Annotated in this window: 14 protein-coding genes and 2 riboswitches; of the genes, 7 read left to right on the top strand and 7 right to left on the bottom strand. The window is 72.6% G+C overall.

The window, feature by feature from the left end:
* Positions 1–6: 6 nt before the first annotated feature.
* A complete protein-coding gene (gene cbiE / locus AB3M34_RS19900; RefSeq protein ID WP_370616560.1) occupies positions 7–1,338 on the top strand; it encodes a precorrin-6y C5,15-methyltransferase (decarboxylating) subunit CbiE in 1,332 nt (443 codons plus the stop codon).
* Positions 1,335–2,096: a precorrin-4 C(11)-methyltransferase gene (gene cobM, locus AB3M34_RS19895; RefSeq protein ID WP_370616558.1), complete on the top strand. Its 762-nt coding sequence runs from the start codon at positions 1,335–1,337 to the stop codon at positions 2,094–2,096. The genes cbiE and cobM overlap by 4 nt, the downstream gene beginning before the upstream one ends.
* On the opposite strand, the gene AB3M34_RS19890 is transcribed toward cobM, so the two are convergent.
* Positions 2,097–2,339, bottom strand: coding sequence for a hypothetical protein (locus AB3M34_RS19890; RefSeq protein ID WP_370616557.1), 243 nt, complete (start codon positions 2,337–2,339; stop codon positions 2,097–2,099).
* Positions 2,340–2,426: 87 nt separating this feature from the next.
* On the opposite strand from AB3M34_RS19890, the gene AB3M34_RS19885 reads away from it, so the two are divergent.
* Complete coding sequence (locus AB3M34_RS19885) at positions 2,427–3,017, top strand: class I SAM-dependent methyltransferase (RefSeq protein WP_370616555.1); 591 nt, start codon at positions 2,427–2,429, stop codon at positions 3,015–3,017.
* A 3-nt stretch (positions 3,018–3,020) separates the two neighbouring features.
* Here the strand turns inward: AB3M34_RS19885 and AB3M34_RS19880 are convergent, their stop codons facing one another.
* From AB3M34_RS19880 to AB3M34_RS19870, 3 genes are read right to left on the bottom strand one after another with little or no spacing between them, the layout of a single operon-like run.
* Positions 3,021–4,532 carry a precorrin-2 C(20)-methyltransferase gene (locus AB3M34_RS19880; RefSeq protein WP_370616553.1) on the bottom strand — a complete coding sequence of 504 codons (1,512 nt, stop codon included), beginning with the start codon at positions 4,530–4,532 and terminating at the stop codon, positions 3,021–3,023.
* Positions 4,529–5,191 (bottom strand): precorrin-8X methylmutase, encoded by a 663-nt coding sequence (locus AB3M34_RS19875; RefSeq protein WP_370616552.1) that lies wholly within the window; start codon positions 5,189–5,191, stop codon positions 4,529–4,531. The genes AB3M34_RS19880 and AB3M34_RS19875 overlap by 4 nt, the downstream gene beginning before the upstream one ends.
* On the bottom strand, positions 5,188–6,078 hold the full coding sequence (locus AB3M34_RS19870; RefSeq protein ID WP_370616551.1) for a nitrite reductase: 891 nt from the start codon (positions 6,076–6,078) through the stop codon (positions 5,188–5,190). Before AB3M34_RS19870 ends, AB3M34_RS19875 begins: the two co-directional genes overlap by 4 nt.
* Positions 6,079–6,133: 55 nt before the next feature.
* A riboswitch (cobalamin riboswitch) is annotated at positions 6,134–6,325 on the bottom strand.
* A 10-nt stretch (positions 6,326–6,335) separates the two neighbouring features.
* Between AB3M34_RS19870 and AB3M34_RS19865 the strand changes: the two genes are divergently transcribed.
* Positions 6,336–6,740, top strand: a complete 405-nt coding sequence (locus AB3M34_RS19865) for a DUF2809 domain-containing protein (RefSeq protein ID WP_370616549.1) — start codon at positions 6,336–6,338, stop codon at positions 6,738–6,740.
* Positions 6,737–7,423 (top strand): (2Fe-2S)-binding protein, encoded by a 687-nt coding sequence (locus AB3M34_RS19860; RefSeq protein WP_370616548.1) that lies wholly within the window; start codon positions 6,737–6,739, stop codon positions 7,421–7,423. The genes AB3M34_RS19865 and AB3M34_RS19860 overlap by 4 nt, the downstream gene beginning before the upstream one ends.
* 72 nt (positions 7,424–7,495) lie before the next feature.
* Here the strand turns inward: AB3M34_RS19860 and AB3M34_RS19855 are convergent, their stop codons facing one another.
* On the bottom strand, positions 7,496–8,494 hold the full coding sequence (locus AB3M34_RS19855) for a type IV toxin-antitoxin system AbiEi family antitoxin domain-containing protein (protein ID WP_370620079.1): 999 nt from the start codon (positions 8,492–8,494) through the stop codon (positions 7,496–7,498).
* A gap of 181 nt (positions 8,495–8,675) precedes the next feature.
* Positions 8,676–8,789, top strand: a riboswitch (cobalamin riboswitch).
* A gap of 31 nt (positions 8,790–8,820) precedes the next feature.
* Between AB3M34_RS19855 and cobN the strand changes: the two genes are divergently transcribed.
* The gene (gene cobN / locus AB3M34_RS19850) at positions 8,821–12,462 is read left to right on the top strand and encodes a cobaltochelatase subunit CobN (RefSeq protein WP_370616546.1); all 3,642 of its coding nucleotides are present in this window, start codon (positions 8,821–8,823) and stop codon (positions 12,460–12,462) included.
* Positions 12,459–13,298, top strand: a complete 840-nt coding sequence (cobF, locus tag AB3M34_RS19845) for a precorrin-6A synthase (deacetylating) (protein ID WP_370616545.1) — start codon at positions 12,459–12,461, stop codon at positions 13,296–13,298. The genes cobN and cobF overlap by 4 nt, the downstream gene beginning before the upstream one ends.
* Here cobF and AB3M34_RS19840 read toward each other — a convergent pair.
* Positions 13,284–14,561 (bottom strand): Fic family protein, encoded by a 1,278-nt coding sequence (locus tag AB3M34_RS19840; RefSeq protein ID WP_370616543.1) that lies wholly within the window; start codon positions 14,559–14,561, stop codon positions 13,284–13,286. The two genes, cobF and AB3M34_RS19840, sit on opposite strands and share 15 nt — an antisense overlap.
* 58 nt (positions 14,562–14,619) lie before the next feature.
* Entirely contained in the window at positions 14,620–15,228 is a 609-nt protein-coding gene (locus tag AB3M34_RS19835) for a hypothetical protein (protein WP_370616542.1), read from the bottom strand.
* Positions 15,229–15,266 lie beyond the last annotated feature (38 nt).

Below are 15,266 nucleotides of genomic sequence, written 5' to 3'. Positions count from 1 at the left end.
CCAGCCATGACCAGGGTGTGCGTGGTCGGCATCGGCGCCGACGGGTGGGCCGGCTTGTCGGAGCCCGTCCGCGAGCGGGTGCACGCCGCCGACGTGGTGCTGGGTGGCTCGCGACACCTGGCGCTGCTGCCGGAGGTCGAGGGCCAGGTACGACGGACGTGGCCGTCACCGATGCGTGACGGGCTCGTACCGCTGCTGGACGAGCTCGCGGGCGGGTCTGTCGTCGCGCTGGCGTCGGGCGACCCGATGGTGTCGGGGATCGGGACGACGCTGGTGGCGCTGCTCGGTGCCGACGCGGTCGAGGTGCTCCCTGCCGTGTCGTCGGTCGCTCTCGCCCGCGCGCGCATGCACTGGGCGGCCGAGAGTGTCGACGTCGTCTCCCTCGTCGGGCGGGACCCTCACCTGGTGCTGCGCTGGCTCGCGCCCGGACGCCGCCTCCTCGTGCTGTCGTCGGACGAGACGACGCCCGGTGTGGTCGCGTCGTTGCTGGTCGACGCCGGCTACAGCGCGTCGGCGATGACGGTGCTCGGCGACCTCGGTGGCGCGGAGGAGACCCGGATCGACGGCGCCGCCGAGACGTGGGGCGGGCAGCAGTCGCCGCGGCTGAACGTCGTCGCGATCACCTGCGCCGCGCCGTACGAGCTCGCGCCGCTCCCTCTCGTCGGAGGGCTGCCCGACGACGCGTTCGAGCACGACGGCCAGCTCACCAAGCGCGACCTGCGCGCCTCGGCGCTGGCTCGACTGGTGCCGCTCCCGGGCGCGCTGCTGTGGGACGTCGGTGCCGGTGCCGGCTCGGTCGGCATCGAGTGGCTGCGGGTGCACCCCTCCGCGCGGGCCGTCGCGGTCGAGCGGGACCCCGACCGGGCCGCGCGGGTCCGGCGCAACGCGGCGCGGCTCGGCGTACCCGGGCTCGACGTCGTCGAAGGCTCCGCACCCGAGGTCCTCGGTGAGCTGCTGCGACCGGATGCGGTGTTCGTGGGCGGGGGCGCGGCGCGGCTCGGCGTACCCGGGCTCGACGTCGTCGAAGGCTCCGCACCCGAGGTCCTCGGTGAGCTGCTGCGACCGGATGCGGTGTTCGTGGGCGGGGGCGCGACGCGTCCCGGCGTGCTGGAGGCGTGCTGGGACGCGCTGCGGATCGGCGGCCGGCTCGTCGCGCACGGGGTGACGCTCGAGACGGAGAACGTGCTCACGCGCTGGTACGCCGAGCGCGGCGGCGAGCTCACGCGCCTGCAGGTCGAGCACGCCGAGCCGATCGGCGGATTCACCGGGTGGACGCCCTCCCGCGCCGTCGTGCAGTGGGCCGTGACCAAGGGACTGCAGATCGAGGAGGGGTCGTGACCGTCCACTTCGTCGGCGCCGGACCGGGCGCTGCGGACCTGCTCACGGTGCGCGCGGTCCGGCTGCTCGAGCGGGCCGACGTGTGCGTGTACGCAGGCACGTACCTCGACGCGGAGGTGCTGTCGTGCTGCCGCGACGGCGCTCGGCTCGTCGACACCCAGGACCTGGACCTCGACCGGATCACCGCCGAGCTCGTCGACGCGCACACGGCCGGGCTGGAGGTCGTACGCCTCTGCTCCGGCGACCCGTCGCTCTTCTCCGCGGTCCACGAGCAGACGCGCCGTCTCGACGCGCACGGGGTGCCGTGGGACGTGACGCCGGGCGTGCCCGCGTACGCCGCCGCGGCCGCGGTCCTCGGCGCGGAGCTGACCGTGCCGGAGGTGGTGCAGTCGGTGGTCCTCACGCGGACGCGGGCGCGGTCGACGGCGATGCCTGCGGGCGAGTCGCTCGGAGCGTTCGCCGCGACGGGAGCCACGCTCGCGCTGCACCTCGCGATCACGCGGACGCGCGAGCTGGCCGCCGAGCTCGCCGCCTCGTACGGGGACGACTGCCCGGTCGCGGTCGTCGCGAACGCGTCGCAGCCCCGCGAGGTCGTGCTGCGCGGGACGCTCGGCGACATCGCCGACCAGGTCGAGGCCGCCGGGTTGCGCCAGGCCGCGATCATCCTCGTCGGACGTGCGCTCGCGGAGGGCGTGCGGGGGAGCGAGTCGTACCTGTACGACGCCGCGCGCGACCGCAGCGCGAAGCTTCGTGGGTGATCAGCGCCTCTGCGTGTCGGAAGGACGGTCCGCCGGGCGTCGCCGCGGGCGGACGATCGCGTACCCCCCGAGATAGACGAGCCCGATCCAGAACCCGCCGAGAACCACGACGATCATCAGGAGCACGCGCACTGCGGTGACGCGGTCGACCAGCAGACGCGCGGCGAGCACGATCGCGAGGAACCACGGCGCGAGCACACCCAGGATCAACGTCGCCTCCGACTGCCCCATCTGTTCGAGCACAGCGACCCTCGTCGTACGGCGTCGCCCTGGTGGTGACGTGTGCCGGCAGCGTACCGGTGCCCGGCGCGGGCGAGGCAGGATGGACGCATGACCTCCACGCCGCGCTGGTTCACCGACACCTCCGACGGGCACTCGCAGTGGTACGTCGAGCGCTTCCGGACGATGGAGCGCGAGGGCGCCGACCTCGGGGGTGAGGCCCGGCTCGTGGACGCGTTGGTCCCGCCGGGCTCACGGATCCTCGACGCCGGTTGCGGTCCCGGTCGGGTGGGCGCGCGCCTGCACGCTGCTGGGCACGAGGTGGTCGGCGTCGACGTCGATCCGGAGCTGATCGCCGCCGCCGAGGAGGATCACCCTGGCCCGTCGTGGACGGTGGGTGATCTCGCCGCACTCGACCTCCCAGGCGAGCCGTTCGACCTCGCCGTCTCCGCCGGGAACGTCATGGTGTTCCTCGCGCCCGGGTCCGAGCGAGCCGTGCTGGAGCGCCTCCGTGTGCACGTGCGGCCCGGTGGGCGGATCGTGCTCGGCTTCCGCACCGACTGGGCGTACAGGGTGGCTGCCCTCGACGCGGACGTGGCCGCGGTCGGACTCGTGCTCGAACAGCGCTTCGCGACGTGGGACCTGGTGCCGTACGACGACTCGGCCGACTTCGCGGTCACGCTGCTGCGCGTGCCCGAGTGACGCTCAGCCCTCGACGTACCGCGGTGTCCACGCGCGCCCGCGGGTGACCCGGGTCGAGGTCGCGCCGACGATCAGCAGGCACTTCATGTCGATCGTGCCCGGGTCGAGCGCGCCGAGCGTGGTGACGGTCAGCGACTCCTCGGAACGGCCGACGTCGCGCCCGACGACGACCACGGTCGCGGCGTCCTTGTGCTCCAGCAGCACCTCGCGCATCCGTGCCACCTGCTCGCGCCGTGACCGCGACGCCGGGTTGTAGACGGCGAGCACCAGATCCGCCTGTGCGACGGCGCGCAGCCGTTGCTCGACCACGGACCAGGGCTTGAGCCGGTCGGACAGGCTCATCACCGCGAAGTCGGCACCCACCGGCGCACCCGCGCGGGCAGCCACGGCCTGGACCGCGCTCACGCCGGGCAGGACTCGGACCCGCACCTCGTCGTACACGGGGTCCTCGGCCGCCTCGAACACCGCCGACGCCATCCCGAACACGCCCGCATCGCCGCCCGAGACGACCGCCACCCGCTCACCCTTCACCGCGAGGTCGAGCGCGAACCGGGCGCGGTCCACCTCGACGGTGTTGCCGGATGCGTGTCTCCGCAGGCCCTCGCGCTGCGGGACGCGGTTGACGTACGGCGCGTACCCGACGACGTGGTCGACCTCGGCCAGCGCCGCCGACACCTCGGAGGTCAGCCACGCGTCGGGTCCGGGTCCGAGCCCGATGACGAGCAGCTCCGCCGCGCCCGCGGCAGGTGGCTCCGGGGTGGTTGACGCTTCGTAGCGCCGCACACCGTCGCGCGTGTCACCGGGCACCACGATCAGCGAGAAGTACGGGACGGTGGTCGCGTCGACGTCAGCGACCGGCAGCCACCGCTGCTCGGTCATCGACGCCCGCTCGACGTACACGGCACCGTCGAGCCGCCCCGCCTGCGCGAGCGCCGAGCGCACCGCAGGGAACCGGCGCCCGAGCTTCATGATGATCGCGCCGTCGGTGTCGGCGAGGCGTCGCGCGAGCTCGGCCTCGGGGAGCGTGCCGGGCAGGACGGTGAGCACGTCGGTCTGGCGTACGAGAGGGGTCGCCGCCGCCGCGCTCGCCGCCGCGAACGCCGGCACCCCTGGGACGATCTCGGTCTCGTACGCGCCGGACAGCCGGTCGTGCAGGTACATGAAGGAGCCGTAGAAGAGCGGGTCGCCCTCGGCCAGCACGACGACGTCCCGCCCCGCGTCGAGGTGCGTGGCGACCCGCGCGGCGCAGTCGGCGTAGAAGTCGGCCATCGCGCCCGCGTACCCGCCGGGATGGTCTGTCGTGCCGGTCGTCACCGGATACTGAAGGACCTCCTCGACCGTGCCGGGCGTGATGAGCCCGTCGGCGATCCGGCGCGCGTTCGAGCGCTTCCCGACGCCCTGGTGGTAGGCGACCACGTCCGCGGCGCCGACGAGACGCGCTGCCTTGAGCGTCACCAGCTCCGGGTCGCCTGGTCCGAGCCCGACGCCGTACAGCCGACCGCCTGGCGCGCTCACTCGCGCTCCTGGGCCAGGGCGTTGATCGCCGACGCGGCCATCGCGGAGCCGCCGCGGCGCCCACGCACGACGAGGTACGGCACGTCGATGCCGTGGTCCTCCGCGAACGCGACCAGCGCCTCCTTCGACTCGGCCGCTCCCACGAACCCGACCGGGACGCCGACGATCGCGGCGGGGCGCGGCGCGCCGTCGACGAGCATCTCGAGCAGGTGGAACAGCGCGGTGGGCGCGTTGCCGATCGCGACGACGGCGCCCTCGAGCCGGTCGCCCCACAGCGACACCGCCGCTGCCGACCGCGTCGTACCCCACGCAGCCGCGAGCTCCGGCACCCCCGGATCGCGCAGCGTGCAGAGCACGTCGTTGTCGCATCGCAGCCGCGCACGCGTGACGCCCGACGCGACCATGTGGGCGTCGACGAGGATCGGCGCTCCGGACTCCAACGCGGTACGGGCTGCCGCCACGAGGTCGGGATGGATCGCGAGGTCGCGCGCGAGATCGGTCTGGCCGCACGCGTGGATCATGCGCACGGCCACCTTCTCCGCGTCCGCCGTCAGGTGCGTGAGGTCGCTCTCGCTGCGGATCGTCGCGAACGAGTCGGCGTAGATCGCGGCGCCGGTGCCCTCGTACGGGTAGCGGCGGGTCGGTGGGGAGACAGTCATCGTTCCTCCAGGTCGACGGCGAGGATGCTGCGCCACGGGGTGACCACGAGCGAGTGCGCACCGGTGGCTCCGAGCGTCCGGAGCAGGTCGCGGGACAGCAGTCCGTCCGGGACCTCCACGTGCTGCGCGGACCGTCCGTCGTCCTGTGCGAGGAGCCCGTGCGGAGGTGGTTTGGTCGTCCCGTGCGCCGCCTCGCGCGGCCACGGTTCGAGGAGCTGCCCTCCGGCGCGGTGCAGCTCGTCGACGTGCCACCACGCGGAGTCACCCTCGCCGCGGCGCTCGAGGAAGGTGTGCGCGAGGGCGGCGATCGCGTCGGCGGCCTCGTCCAGCTCGACGAGCGGGCCCCAGACGTCGGAGCCGGCCCTGAGCTGCCCGCGGTCCGCGTCGACCGCGCGCAGACCGAGGTCGAGCGGGCGGTCGTCGACGTCCCCGCGCCCGTCGTCGAGCACGAAGAGGAACCTGCCGGGCAGCGCAGCGAGCGCGGGATCGCCGAGGAGCGCGGCGTCGAGGGCACGGACCACCGGCCGTAGGTCGGCCAGCCCACCGAGCCGACCCGTCAACGGCGACGCCACCACGTTGCGGACGCGCTCGTGGGTCCAGCTCGGCAGCAGACCGGCGGCTTCGATCGCCGCCACGACCTCGGCGGCGACTTCTCCGTCGCGGGACGGCAGCCCGCGCAGCTGGAGGTTGGCGCGCGAGGTCAGGAGGACCGTTCCATCACCCCATCGCTCGGCCACGTCGAGCAGGGCGTTCAGCGACGCCGTACGGACCGTGCCGCCGGGCACCCGGACCCGGACGATCGCGCCGTCGTCGGCGAGCCACGGCCGGAGGACGCCGGGGCACCGGTCGCCGTACGAACGAGGGCCTGTGGAGCGGGAGGTCGTCACGGGTGTCTCTCGAGGTCAGGGACCCATGGCGCGGGATCCGGCGGTGACCTCTCGGCGATCGCCGGGAGGGCCAGCAGGTCTTCGGACTCGGGATCCTCCGGACGCGGCGCCTTCCCAGGACCCATCCGCAGGAGGGGCCCCAGTGGCAACGTGCCGCGCCCGTCACCCTCACCGCTGCGCGTCAGCTCCGGATTCACACCGGATTCCCTGACCCAAGGTGGGTACGACTGGCACGGAGAACCTAACATCTCGTCTCGATGAGCCCTCGAACCCTGACTGTCCTCGGCGCTGCCGGTGTGGTCGTCGCGGGCCTTGGGGCACGGGCCGCTCTCCCCGCCCCGGTCGCCGGGCCGGTCGGGGATGCGCTCTACGCGACGCTCGTCGTCCTGCTCGTCGTGGCCGTCCGCCCGCGTACGTCCCCTCCTGCCGCCGGCGTCGTCGGCTTTGCGGTGTGCGTGGTCATCGAGCTGTTCCAGCTCACTGGAGTTCCGGTTGCGCTGGCGGAACGTGTGCCGGCCGTACGCCTCGTGCTGGGGACGACGTTCTGGGCGCCCGACCTGCTGCGCTACGCGATCGGGGCGGCGCTCGGAGGCTTGCTGTGCGCAATCGTCGCGCGGGCAGGCACCGCTGATGCCGAGGCGAGCGTGGAGGCGTTCGGGTGAGCGGTCCGTACGATGCGTTGTCCGTCCTCGGGCCGTACTTCGCGCTCGACACACTGCCCGACGGCGCCGCTGGTGCAGGGTGGCGTCCGCTCGCGGACCTGGTGGAGCCGGGGCCGCTGGAGGAGCGCGTCGCATACACGCGGGATTTCCTGTCCCGGCTCGCCGGTGCTGACGTCGAAGAACGGGTCGCGGCCTCGACGGTGTCGTTGGGACTGTTCGCGCGGCTGCTCTCGCCGGTCGTCGGGGCGGCGTCGCTCGGCGTACGGTTGCCGCCGCTGACGCTCGACACGACGTGGTGGCACCCGTTCGAGACGGGACCCTGGCCGCTCGCGGTCGACGGCGGAGCCTCGATCGCTCGTCCTGGACCCGAGCGAGAGTCGTCCTTCCAGACGCTCACCGCGCTCGTCGACCGGTTCGCCGCTGGTTTCGCTCTCTCGGAGACCGTCCTGTGGGGAAACGCGACGTCGGCGCTGTTCGGTGCGGTCGCTGCCCTTCGTACGACGCGCCCCGACCTCGTGCCGGCCGCCGCCTCGTACGCCGTCGCCGCGCTCGCCCGCGCGCCGTTCGACGGCACTGGCGACGTCGTACGAGGTCGGTTCGTACGGCGGTCGTGCTGCCTCTACTACCGCGTGCCGGGCGGCGGCTACTGCGGTGACTGCGTACTCGAGCCCGCGACCCGCTGACCCGACAGGTGAGCCCCGTACGCCGGTGGTGAGCGCGTGTTGTGGAGCGGGCTCACCACCGGTGGTGCGCGCTCACCGTTGTCGCGCCCGCATCTTCGCCGCCCGCTCGAGCTCGCGGCGCAGGTATGCGGCGGTCCGCTCACGATTCGCCGGAGCGAGGTCCGCCCACGTCACCCGCACCACGTGCCAGCCGAGTTCGCGCAGGGCTCGCTCGCGCCGCTTCTCGGCGATGACATTGTCCTTGGCCTTGCGACCCTCCGGCCCGGTGTCGTCCTCGTACTTCAGCATCCCGTCGAACTCGACGATCATGCCGACGTTGCGCCACATGAAGTCCACCTCCGCGCGCCCACCCGGGATCGCGACCTCGATCTGCGTCTCCGGGCGCGGCAGGCCGTGCTCCCAGCACAGGACGAGGAACCGGACCTCGCCGACGCTCTCGCATCGAGCGTCCGCGACGTCGATGGCATCCCGCGCGACGCGCGTGCCCGGTCGTGCGCCGCCGTCGTCGAGCAACGCTCGCAGACGTGCCCGCGCGTCCTCCTCGTCGAACTCCTCCGACCGCCCGGACTCGCGTGCTGTGCGACGTTGCCGGGCAAGCCAGGTCGATGCGAGGACCGTTGCAGCGTCGAGGGAGAGCTTCGTCATGGTTGCCACAACCGCACGGGCGGCCTCGACAGATGGCAGCCCTGCAGCGTTTGTCGTCGTAGCAGGATCAACGGCGGCGCGGTGGGTCTGGAACGACGCGGTGCGGCGGCTCGTGGCGCCGCCGGTGCGAGCGACGTGGGCGACGGTGAGGTCGAGCTCGTACGTCCCGAGCCCGTAGTCGCCGAGCTCGTGCGCGACGACAGCAGAGTCATGCGTAGCGAACCAGCCTGGCCCCTTCTCGGCGAGGACCGTACGCAAGAGCAGCAGATGTCGTTCGCGCGGTGTCAAACGGGCGTACGTCTCGCGGGGTGCGTAGACCCCGCGGCGGACCGACACCCAGCTGCCGGACCTGAGCGCGTCGCGCAGGTCGTGGTCGCCATAGCCGCACTCGAGGGCGTCCACACGCGTGACGAAGCCCCCTTTGATCCGTGCACGTCTCTCTCACCGATGCATGAGCGACAACCTTGCCCGGTTCGGGAGACAGGCGTCGGAAGGGTTGTGGACAACCCCCGTGAGCCCCGTACCCGGTGGTGAGCCCGCCGTACGACATGCGCTCACCACTGGCACGGCGCGCTTGGTGGACGCGGCCGGCCGTCCCGTACGCTCGTGCCACACATCCTGCTGCGGCTCCAGGAACCCGGTGCGAATCCGGGGCGGTTCCGCCACTGTGACGCCGACGTGCTCGGCACAGCCAGACACTGACCGCGGCAGGTCCGACCCGACGGGGCGAGAACCCCGAGGAGGAGCCTCCGATGCCGCGCATCGTCCTGCTGTCCACCTCAGACACCGACCTCCTGTCCGCGCGCGCCAGCGGAGCCGACTACGCGTACGCCAACCCGACGCGGCTCAGCTATCCGCTGCCGCTCGACGGCGCCGACCTCGTCGTCGTGAGGTTCCTCGGATCGCCTCTGGAGCTCGACACGTGGCTCGCGCCGTACCGTGCCAGCGACCTGCCGCTCATCGTCCTCGGTGGCGAGCAGCAGCCGAGCGCCGAGCTGATGGAGCTCTCGACCGTGCCGATGGGTACGGCGGCGGAGGCGCACCGCTACCTCGCCGAGGGCGGCCCGGTGAACCTCGCGCAGCTGCACGCGTTCCTCTCGGACACGGTGCTGCTGACGGGGGAGGGGTTCGACGCGCCGGTGGAGGTGCCGGCGTGGGGGTTCGCCGAGCGCGGATCGAGAGGCCCCCGCCAAGCCAGAGCCGAAGGCAGCCACCTCAAGGTGGGCGTGTTGTTCTACCGCGCGCACGAGGCGAGCGGCAACAGCGGCTTCGCGCACGCGCTCGCCGACGCGATCGACGCCACCGGCGAGGCCGTCGGGGTCCCGATCTTCAGCAGCTCGCTGCGCTCGGCGCCGGACACCCTGTACGAGGCCCTCGGCACCCTCGACGCGCTGATCGTCACCGTCCTCGCGGCAGGCGGCACGAAGCCGGGTACGGCGAGCGCGGGCGGCGACGACGAGGCGTGGGACGTGGCGCGCATGTCCGCCCTCGACATCCCGATCCTGCAGGGCCTCTGCCTGACCTCCAGCCGTGAGGACTGGGAGGCGAGCGACGACGGCGTCACTCCGCTCGACTCGGCGAACCAGATCGCGATCCCCGAGTTCGACGGCCGGATCATCACGGTCCCGTTCTCGTTCAAGGAGATCGACCGGGACGGCCTGCCGAGGTACGCCGCCGACCCCGAGCGGTGCGCCCGGGTCGCCGGCATCGCGGTCGCCCACGCACGCCTGCGGCGGATCCCGAACGCGCAGAAGAAGGTCGCGCTGATGCTCTCCGCGTACCCGACCAAGCACAGCCGCGTCGGCAACGCCGTCGGCCTCGACACCCCGGTCTCGACGATCCGGCTTCTGCGCCGGATGCGGGACGCGGGGTACGACCTGGGCGCGCCGGGTGCCATCCCGGGGCTCGACCTCGCTGACGCTGATCAACCTGACGCTGATCAACCTGATGACACCGCCGCCGGCAACGCCCTCATCCACGCCCTCATCGCCGCGGGCGGCCAGGACGAGGAGTGGCTCACCGAGGCGCAGCTCACCGAGAGCCACGTCCGGATCCCGGCAGCGCGGTACGCGGAGTGGTTCGCCGCTCTCGACCCCGCGCTGCGTGCCGGCGTGACCGAGGCGTGGGGCCCGGCGCCAGGGACGCTGTTCGTCAACGGTGACGACGAGATCGTGCTCGCGACGCTCCAGGCCGGCAACGTCGTCCTCCTCATCCAGCCGCCGCGCGGCTTCGGCGAGAACCCGGTCGCGATCTACCACGACCCCGACCTCGCGCCGTCGCACCACTACCTCGCCGCCTACCGGTGGCTCGAGGCTCAGCAGGACGTCGGCGGGTTCGGTGCCCATGCGGTCGTCCACCTCGGCAAGCACGGCTCGATGGAGTGGCTGCCCGGCAAGAACGCCGCTCTCTCCGCGGCCTGCGGCAGCGACGCCGCGATCGGGAGCATGCCGCTGATCTACCCGTTCCTCGTGAACGACCCCGGCGAGGGTGCGCAGGCGAAGCGGCGGGCGCACGCGACGATCGTCGACCACCTGATCCCGCCGATGGCGCGCGCCGAGTCGTACGGCGACATCGCCCGGCTCGAGCAGCTCCTCGACGAGCACGCCAACATCGCAGCGATGGACCCGGCGAAGCTGCCCGCAGTCCGCGCCGAGATCTGGACGCTGATGCACGCCGCCGAGATGCACCGCGACCTCGGGCTTGACGACCGGCCCGACGACGAGGAGTTCGACGACTTCCTCCTGCACGTCGACGGGTGGCTCTGCGAGATCAAGGACGTGCAGATCCGTGACGGGCTGCACGTCCTCGGTCAGGCGCCGGAGGGCCAGGTGCGGGTGGACCTCGTGCTCGCGATCCTGCGGGCGAGCCAGGTGTGGGGCGGCGAGGCCGCATCGGTGCCCGGACTGCGGGCGGCGCTCGGGTTGAAGGAGGACGCGTCCGACCTCGCGGCCGTCGACGAGATCGAGCAGCAGGCACGGTCGCTGGTCGAGGCGATGGAGGCGGCGGGCTGGGACCCGGCAGCGGCTGCGCGGCTCCACCTTGAGCCCGACGTCGTCCGCGTCCTGGAGTTCGCGGCGACGCAGGTCGTGCCCCGGCTCGCCCGCACCACCGACGAGCTCGGCGCGATCCTGCACGCGCTCGACGGCGGGTACGTCCCGGCCGGACCGTCGGGCTCGCCGCTGCGCGGCCTCGTCAACGTCCTCCCGACCGGACGCAACTTCTACACCGTCGACCCCAAGGCGGTTCCGAGCCGGTTCGCGTACGACACGGGGCTGGCCATGGCGGACTCCCTGCTGGCCCGCTACCTGGACGACACCGGCGCCTACCCGCAGTCCGTCGGTCTGTCGGTCTGGGGCACGTCGGCGATGCGCACGTCCGGCGACGACGTCGCGGAAGTGCTCGCGCTGCTCGGCGTCCGCCCCGAGTGGGACGAGGCGTCGCGCCGCGTGCGCGAGCTGGCGGTCGTCCCGCTCGAGGAGCTCGGCCGCCCGCGCATCGACGTGACCGTACGCATCTCGGGCTTCTTCCGTGACGCCTTCCCGCACGTGGTGGCGATGCTCGACGACGCCGTACGGATGGTGGCCGCGCTCGACGAGCCCGCCGACCGCAACTACGTCCGGGCCCACGCGCAGGCGGATCTCGCCGAGCACGGCGACGAGCGGCGCGCCACGACTCGCATCTTCGGCAGCAAGCCGGGGTCGTACGGCGCAGGGATCCTCCAGGTCGTGGAGTCCGGGACGTGGCGCGACGACGCCGACCTCGCCGAGGTCTACACGGCGTGGGGCGGCTTCGCGTACGGGCGAGGGCTCGACGGCGTCTCGGCGGCGGACGACATGCGTACGAACTACCGGCGCATCAAGGTCGCCGCCAAGAACGTCGACACCCGCGAGCACGACATCGCGGACTCCGACGACTACTTCCAGTACCACGGCGGCATGGTCGCGACGGTCCGTGCGCTGACCGGCGCCGCCCCGTTGGCGTACGTCGGCGACTCCACCAGTCCCGACGCCGTGCGCACCCGCACGCTGCAGGAGGAGACGAACCGCGTGTTCCGCTCCCGCGTGGTCAACCCGCGCTGGATCGGGGCGATGCAGCGCCACGGCTACAAGGGCGCGTTCGAGCTCGCGGCGACCGTCGACTACCTGTTCGGCTTCGACGCCACCACGGGTGTGGTGCACGACTGGATGTACGACCGGTTGGCCAAGGAGTACGTCCTCGACGAGCAGAACCAGGCGTTCATGCGCGAGGCGAACCCGTGGGCGCTGCGCGGGATCGTCGAGCGTCTCCACGAGGCCGTCGAGCGCGGGCTGTGGACCGAGCCGGACGCGGAGGTCCTGGACGCGATGCGGGACGTCTACCTCGAGGTCGAGGGAGACCTGGAGGACGACGCATGAGCGAACCCTCGGTGGTTGAGCGAGCGCAGCGAGTCGAAACCCGGCAGGTCGTCCTCATCGGCGTCGGGCCGGGCGATCCTGACCAGGTGACGATCGAGGCGGTCCGGGCGATGAACGCCGTGGACTACTTCGTCGTCTCCGAGAAGAGCAGCGGCGGCGAGGACGACCCGCTCGTCCGCACTCGAGAGGCGATCCTCGCGCAGCACGTCGACGGCGAGCCGCGGCTGGTGCTCGTGGAGGACCCCGAGCGCGACCGGTCGCCCGACAGAACGGCGACGACCGCCGGGTACGAGGGCGTCGTCGCCGACTGGCACGAGGCGCGCGCGGGGGCGTACGCCGACGTCCTCCGCGAGAACCCTGGCGACGTCGGGTTCCTCGTGTGGGGCGACCCGGCGTTCTACGACTCGTTGGTCCGGATCCTGCGTCGAGTCGGGGAGATCCTCCGGTTCGAGCTCCGGGTGGTCCCGGGCGTCTCGAGCATCCAGCTCCTCGCCGCCCGGCACGCGATCGTGCTCCACGAGGTCGGGCAGCCGATCCACGTCACGACCGGACGCCGCCTGCGCGAGGCAGTCGCGCAGGGTCAGAAGAATGTCGTGGTCATGCTCAACCGCTCGCTCGACGACCTGCGCGAGCTCGACGGCGACGCGTGGCACATCTGGTGGGGTGCGAACCTCGGCACGCCCTACGAGGCGCTGGTCGAGGGCAGGCTCGGCGCGGTGCTGTCCGCGATCGAGCACGCCCGCGCGTCGGCACGCACTGCGGCCGGCTGGGTCATGGACGTCTACCTCCTGCGCCGTGGCGACGCGCAGGCCACAGACGCGTCACCGCCAGCGTGACGACGGCCTGGCCCGTGAGCCGATCCGTCCCTCAAGCGCGCTGAGCTCGTCCATCACGTCGCTCACGACCCAGATCCGGTTGCGGCCGTGCCCGGTGATCTCGTGGACGACGTCGGCGTCCGTCAGCGCGGCGATCGCGTCGTATGCCCGGGGCCGCGAGACTCCGGTGACAGCCTCGATGGCAGCGATGTCGAGGATCGGCTGGTCGAGCAGTCCAGCGAGCAGCGTACGAGCCGCGGACCCTCGCCGCGCCGACACCTGCGCGTCCCAACGCGCCGAGAGCTCCGCGAGACGCGTCGCCGACTCCTCGGCTGCTTCGGCGGCGGTGATCGCGGACCGTGCGACGTAGTCGACCAGCGCGTCCGCGTCTCCGGCCCGGTAGTCGGCGAGGCGGCCGAAGTAGGTGTCGACGTCGGCGAGCATCACGGCTGCCACCGGGATCACGACCCTCCGCGTCGTGCCCCGGCGACGGAGCACGGCGCTGATCAGCCCGCGGCCGATCCTGCCGTTGCCGTCGTTGAACGGGTGGATCGCCTCGAACTGGCCGTGGACGATCGCGGCGAGGGCGACCGCCGGGACGTCCTCGCGGTTCGCGAGGCGGACGAGGTCGCCCATGAGTGCGCCGACCAGACCCGGCGGTGGCGGGACGTGCACGGCGTCACGCGGCGAGAAGTCGCTGCCGCCGATCCAGTTCTGCTGGGTCCGGTACGACCCCGCCGAGCGTCCCTCGAGCAGGTCTCCGGCGAGCAGCACCGAGTGGGCCTCCAGGATCGCTGCCTCGGTGAGCGGGGCGCCACCGTCGGACCCGTCGGTCAGCTCCCGCAGCGCTCGGGTCGCGGCGATCGTACGGACGGCGGCGTCGGAGGCGTCGTCGCCGACGCTGGCTCGAGCGAGGTCGTCCATGTCGGCGTAGACGCGCTCGATCCGTGACGAGGCGACCGACTCGCTGCGTGTGAGGAACTCGGCCAGCGAGGAGAGGTAGCGGCCGGGGCCGGCGTCGAGGGCGATGATCTGCTGGGCGGCCTCCTCGCAGACTGCCCGGGTGTCGGCCGACAGACGGACGGCGTGGTCGGCGATGTGCGGAGGGACCTCGACCGTGATCTCGGTGAGGACACGGTCGGCGTGCCCGGGCCGCCGGCCCGAGGGGCCGTGCAGATCGGGGTTCGTCGTCCAGGCTCGTTGCTCGTGGCGAGCGCCGGGCCACGTCGACTCGCCGGCGTCGCGCTGGACCGTCACGTCGACTCCTTCATCCGAAACCAGCATCTCCCCATGCTATCGGATAGTGCAATAAGTGAAACTATGGATCGCATAGTTTCGGTTGTCAGGGCGCCGGCTGCCACGGCACCGCGACCTCGTCCAGCCTCCAGCCGTCGAACGCCGACCCGTCGCCTTCGACCCGCCGGAGCGTGACCTCGTACTGCGCGTCCCGGTCGTACGCCCACTCGCCGTTGACGCCCTCGTAGCCGGCGTGGCCCCAGAAGAGCGCGGTCGCCCGGTCGCCACGGACGTGGACGCCCTGCCAACGCGTGACCGTGAACGCGTTGTCGGTGTACGGGTTGTCGTCCGGCATGCCGACGAAGGTGCGGAGGCCGTCCTCCCACCCTTCGACGTTCTCGTCGACCGCGGACGCGATCCAGATGTCGGCGAGTTCCTCACGCAGGGCGCCCGACTCGATCCGCGTCAGGGCAAGCGCACGGCGCTGTGCGGGGGAGACGTCGGGGAACCGCCCCTGGGAGGCGTCGGCTGCCTGGAGCGCAGGGATCGCCGTCTTGACCGACGCCACCGCACTGACAGGTCCGGAGTCCGCCCGGGGCCCGCGCGGTCGCTCCACAGCAGGGTCGCCGACGGCGATCAGCGTCAGGACAGCGATCAGCACCACGCCGCCGACGGCCCAGAGCCGGCCCGCGTGGTCCATCCGCCACTCCTCCATGGGCGGGATCGTCCCACATCCCCGGCGCTTCTGAGGGG

The organism is Mumia sp. Pv4-285 (assembly GCF_041320275.1).
Classification (GTDB): Bacteria; Actinomycetota; Actinomycetes; order Propionibacteriales; family Nocardioidaceae; genus Mumia; species Mumia qirimensis.
Note: the sequence above shows the minus strand (reverse complement) of the source record. Positions and strands in the feature narration are given on the sequence as shown.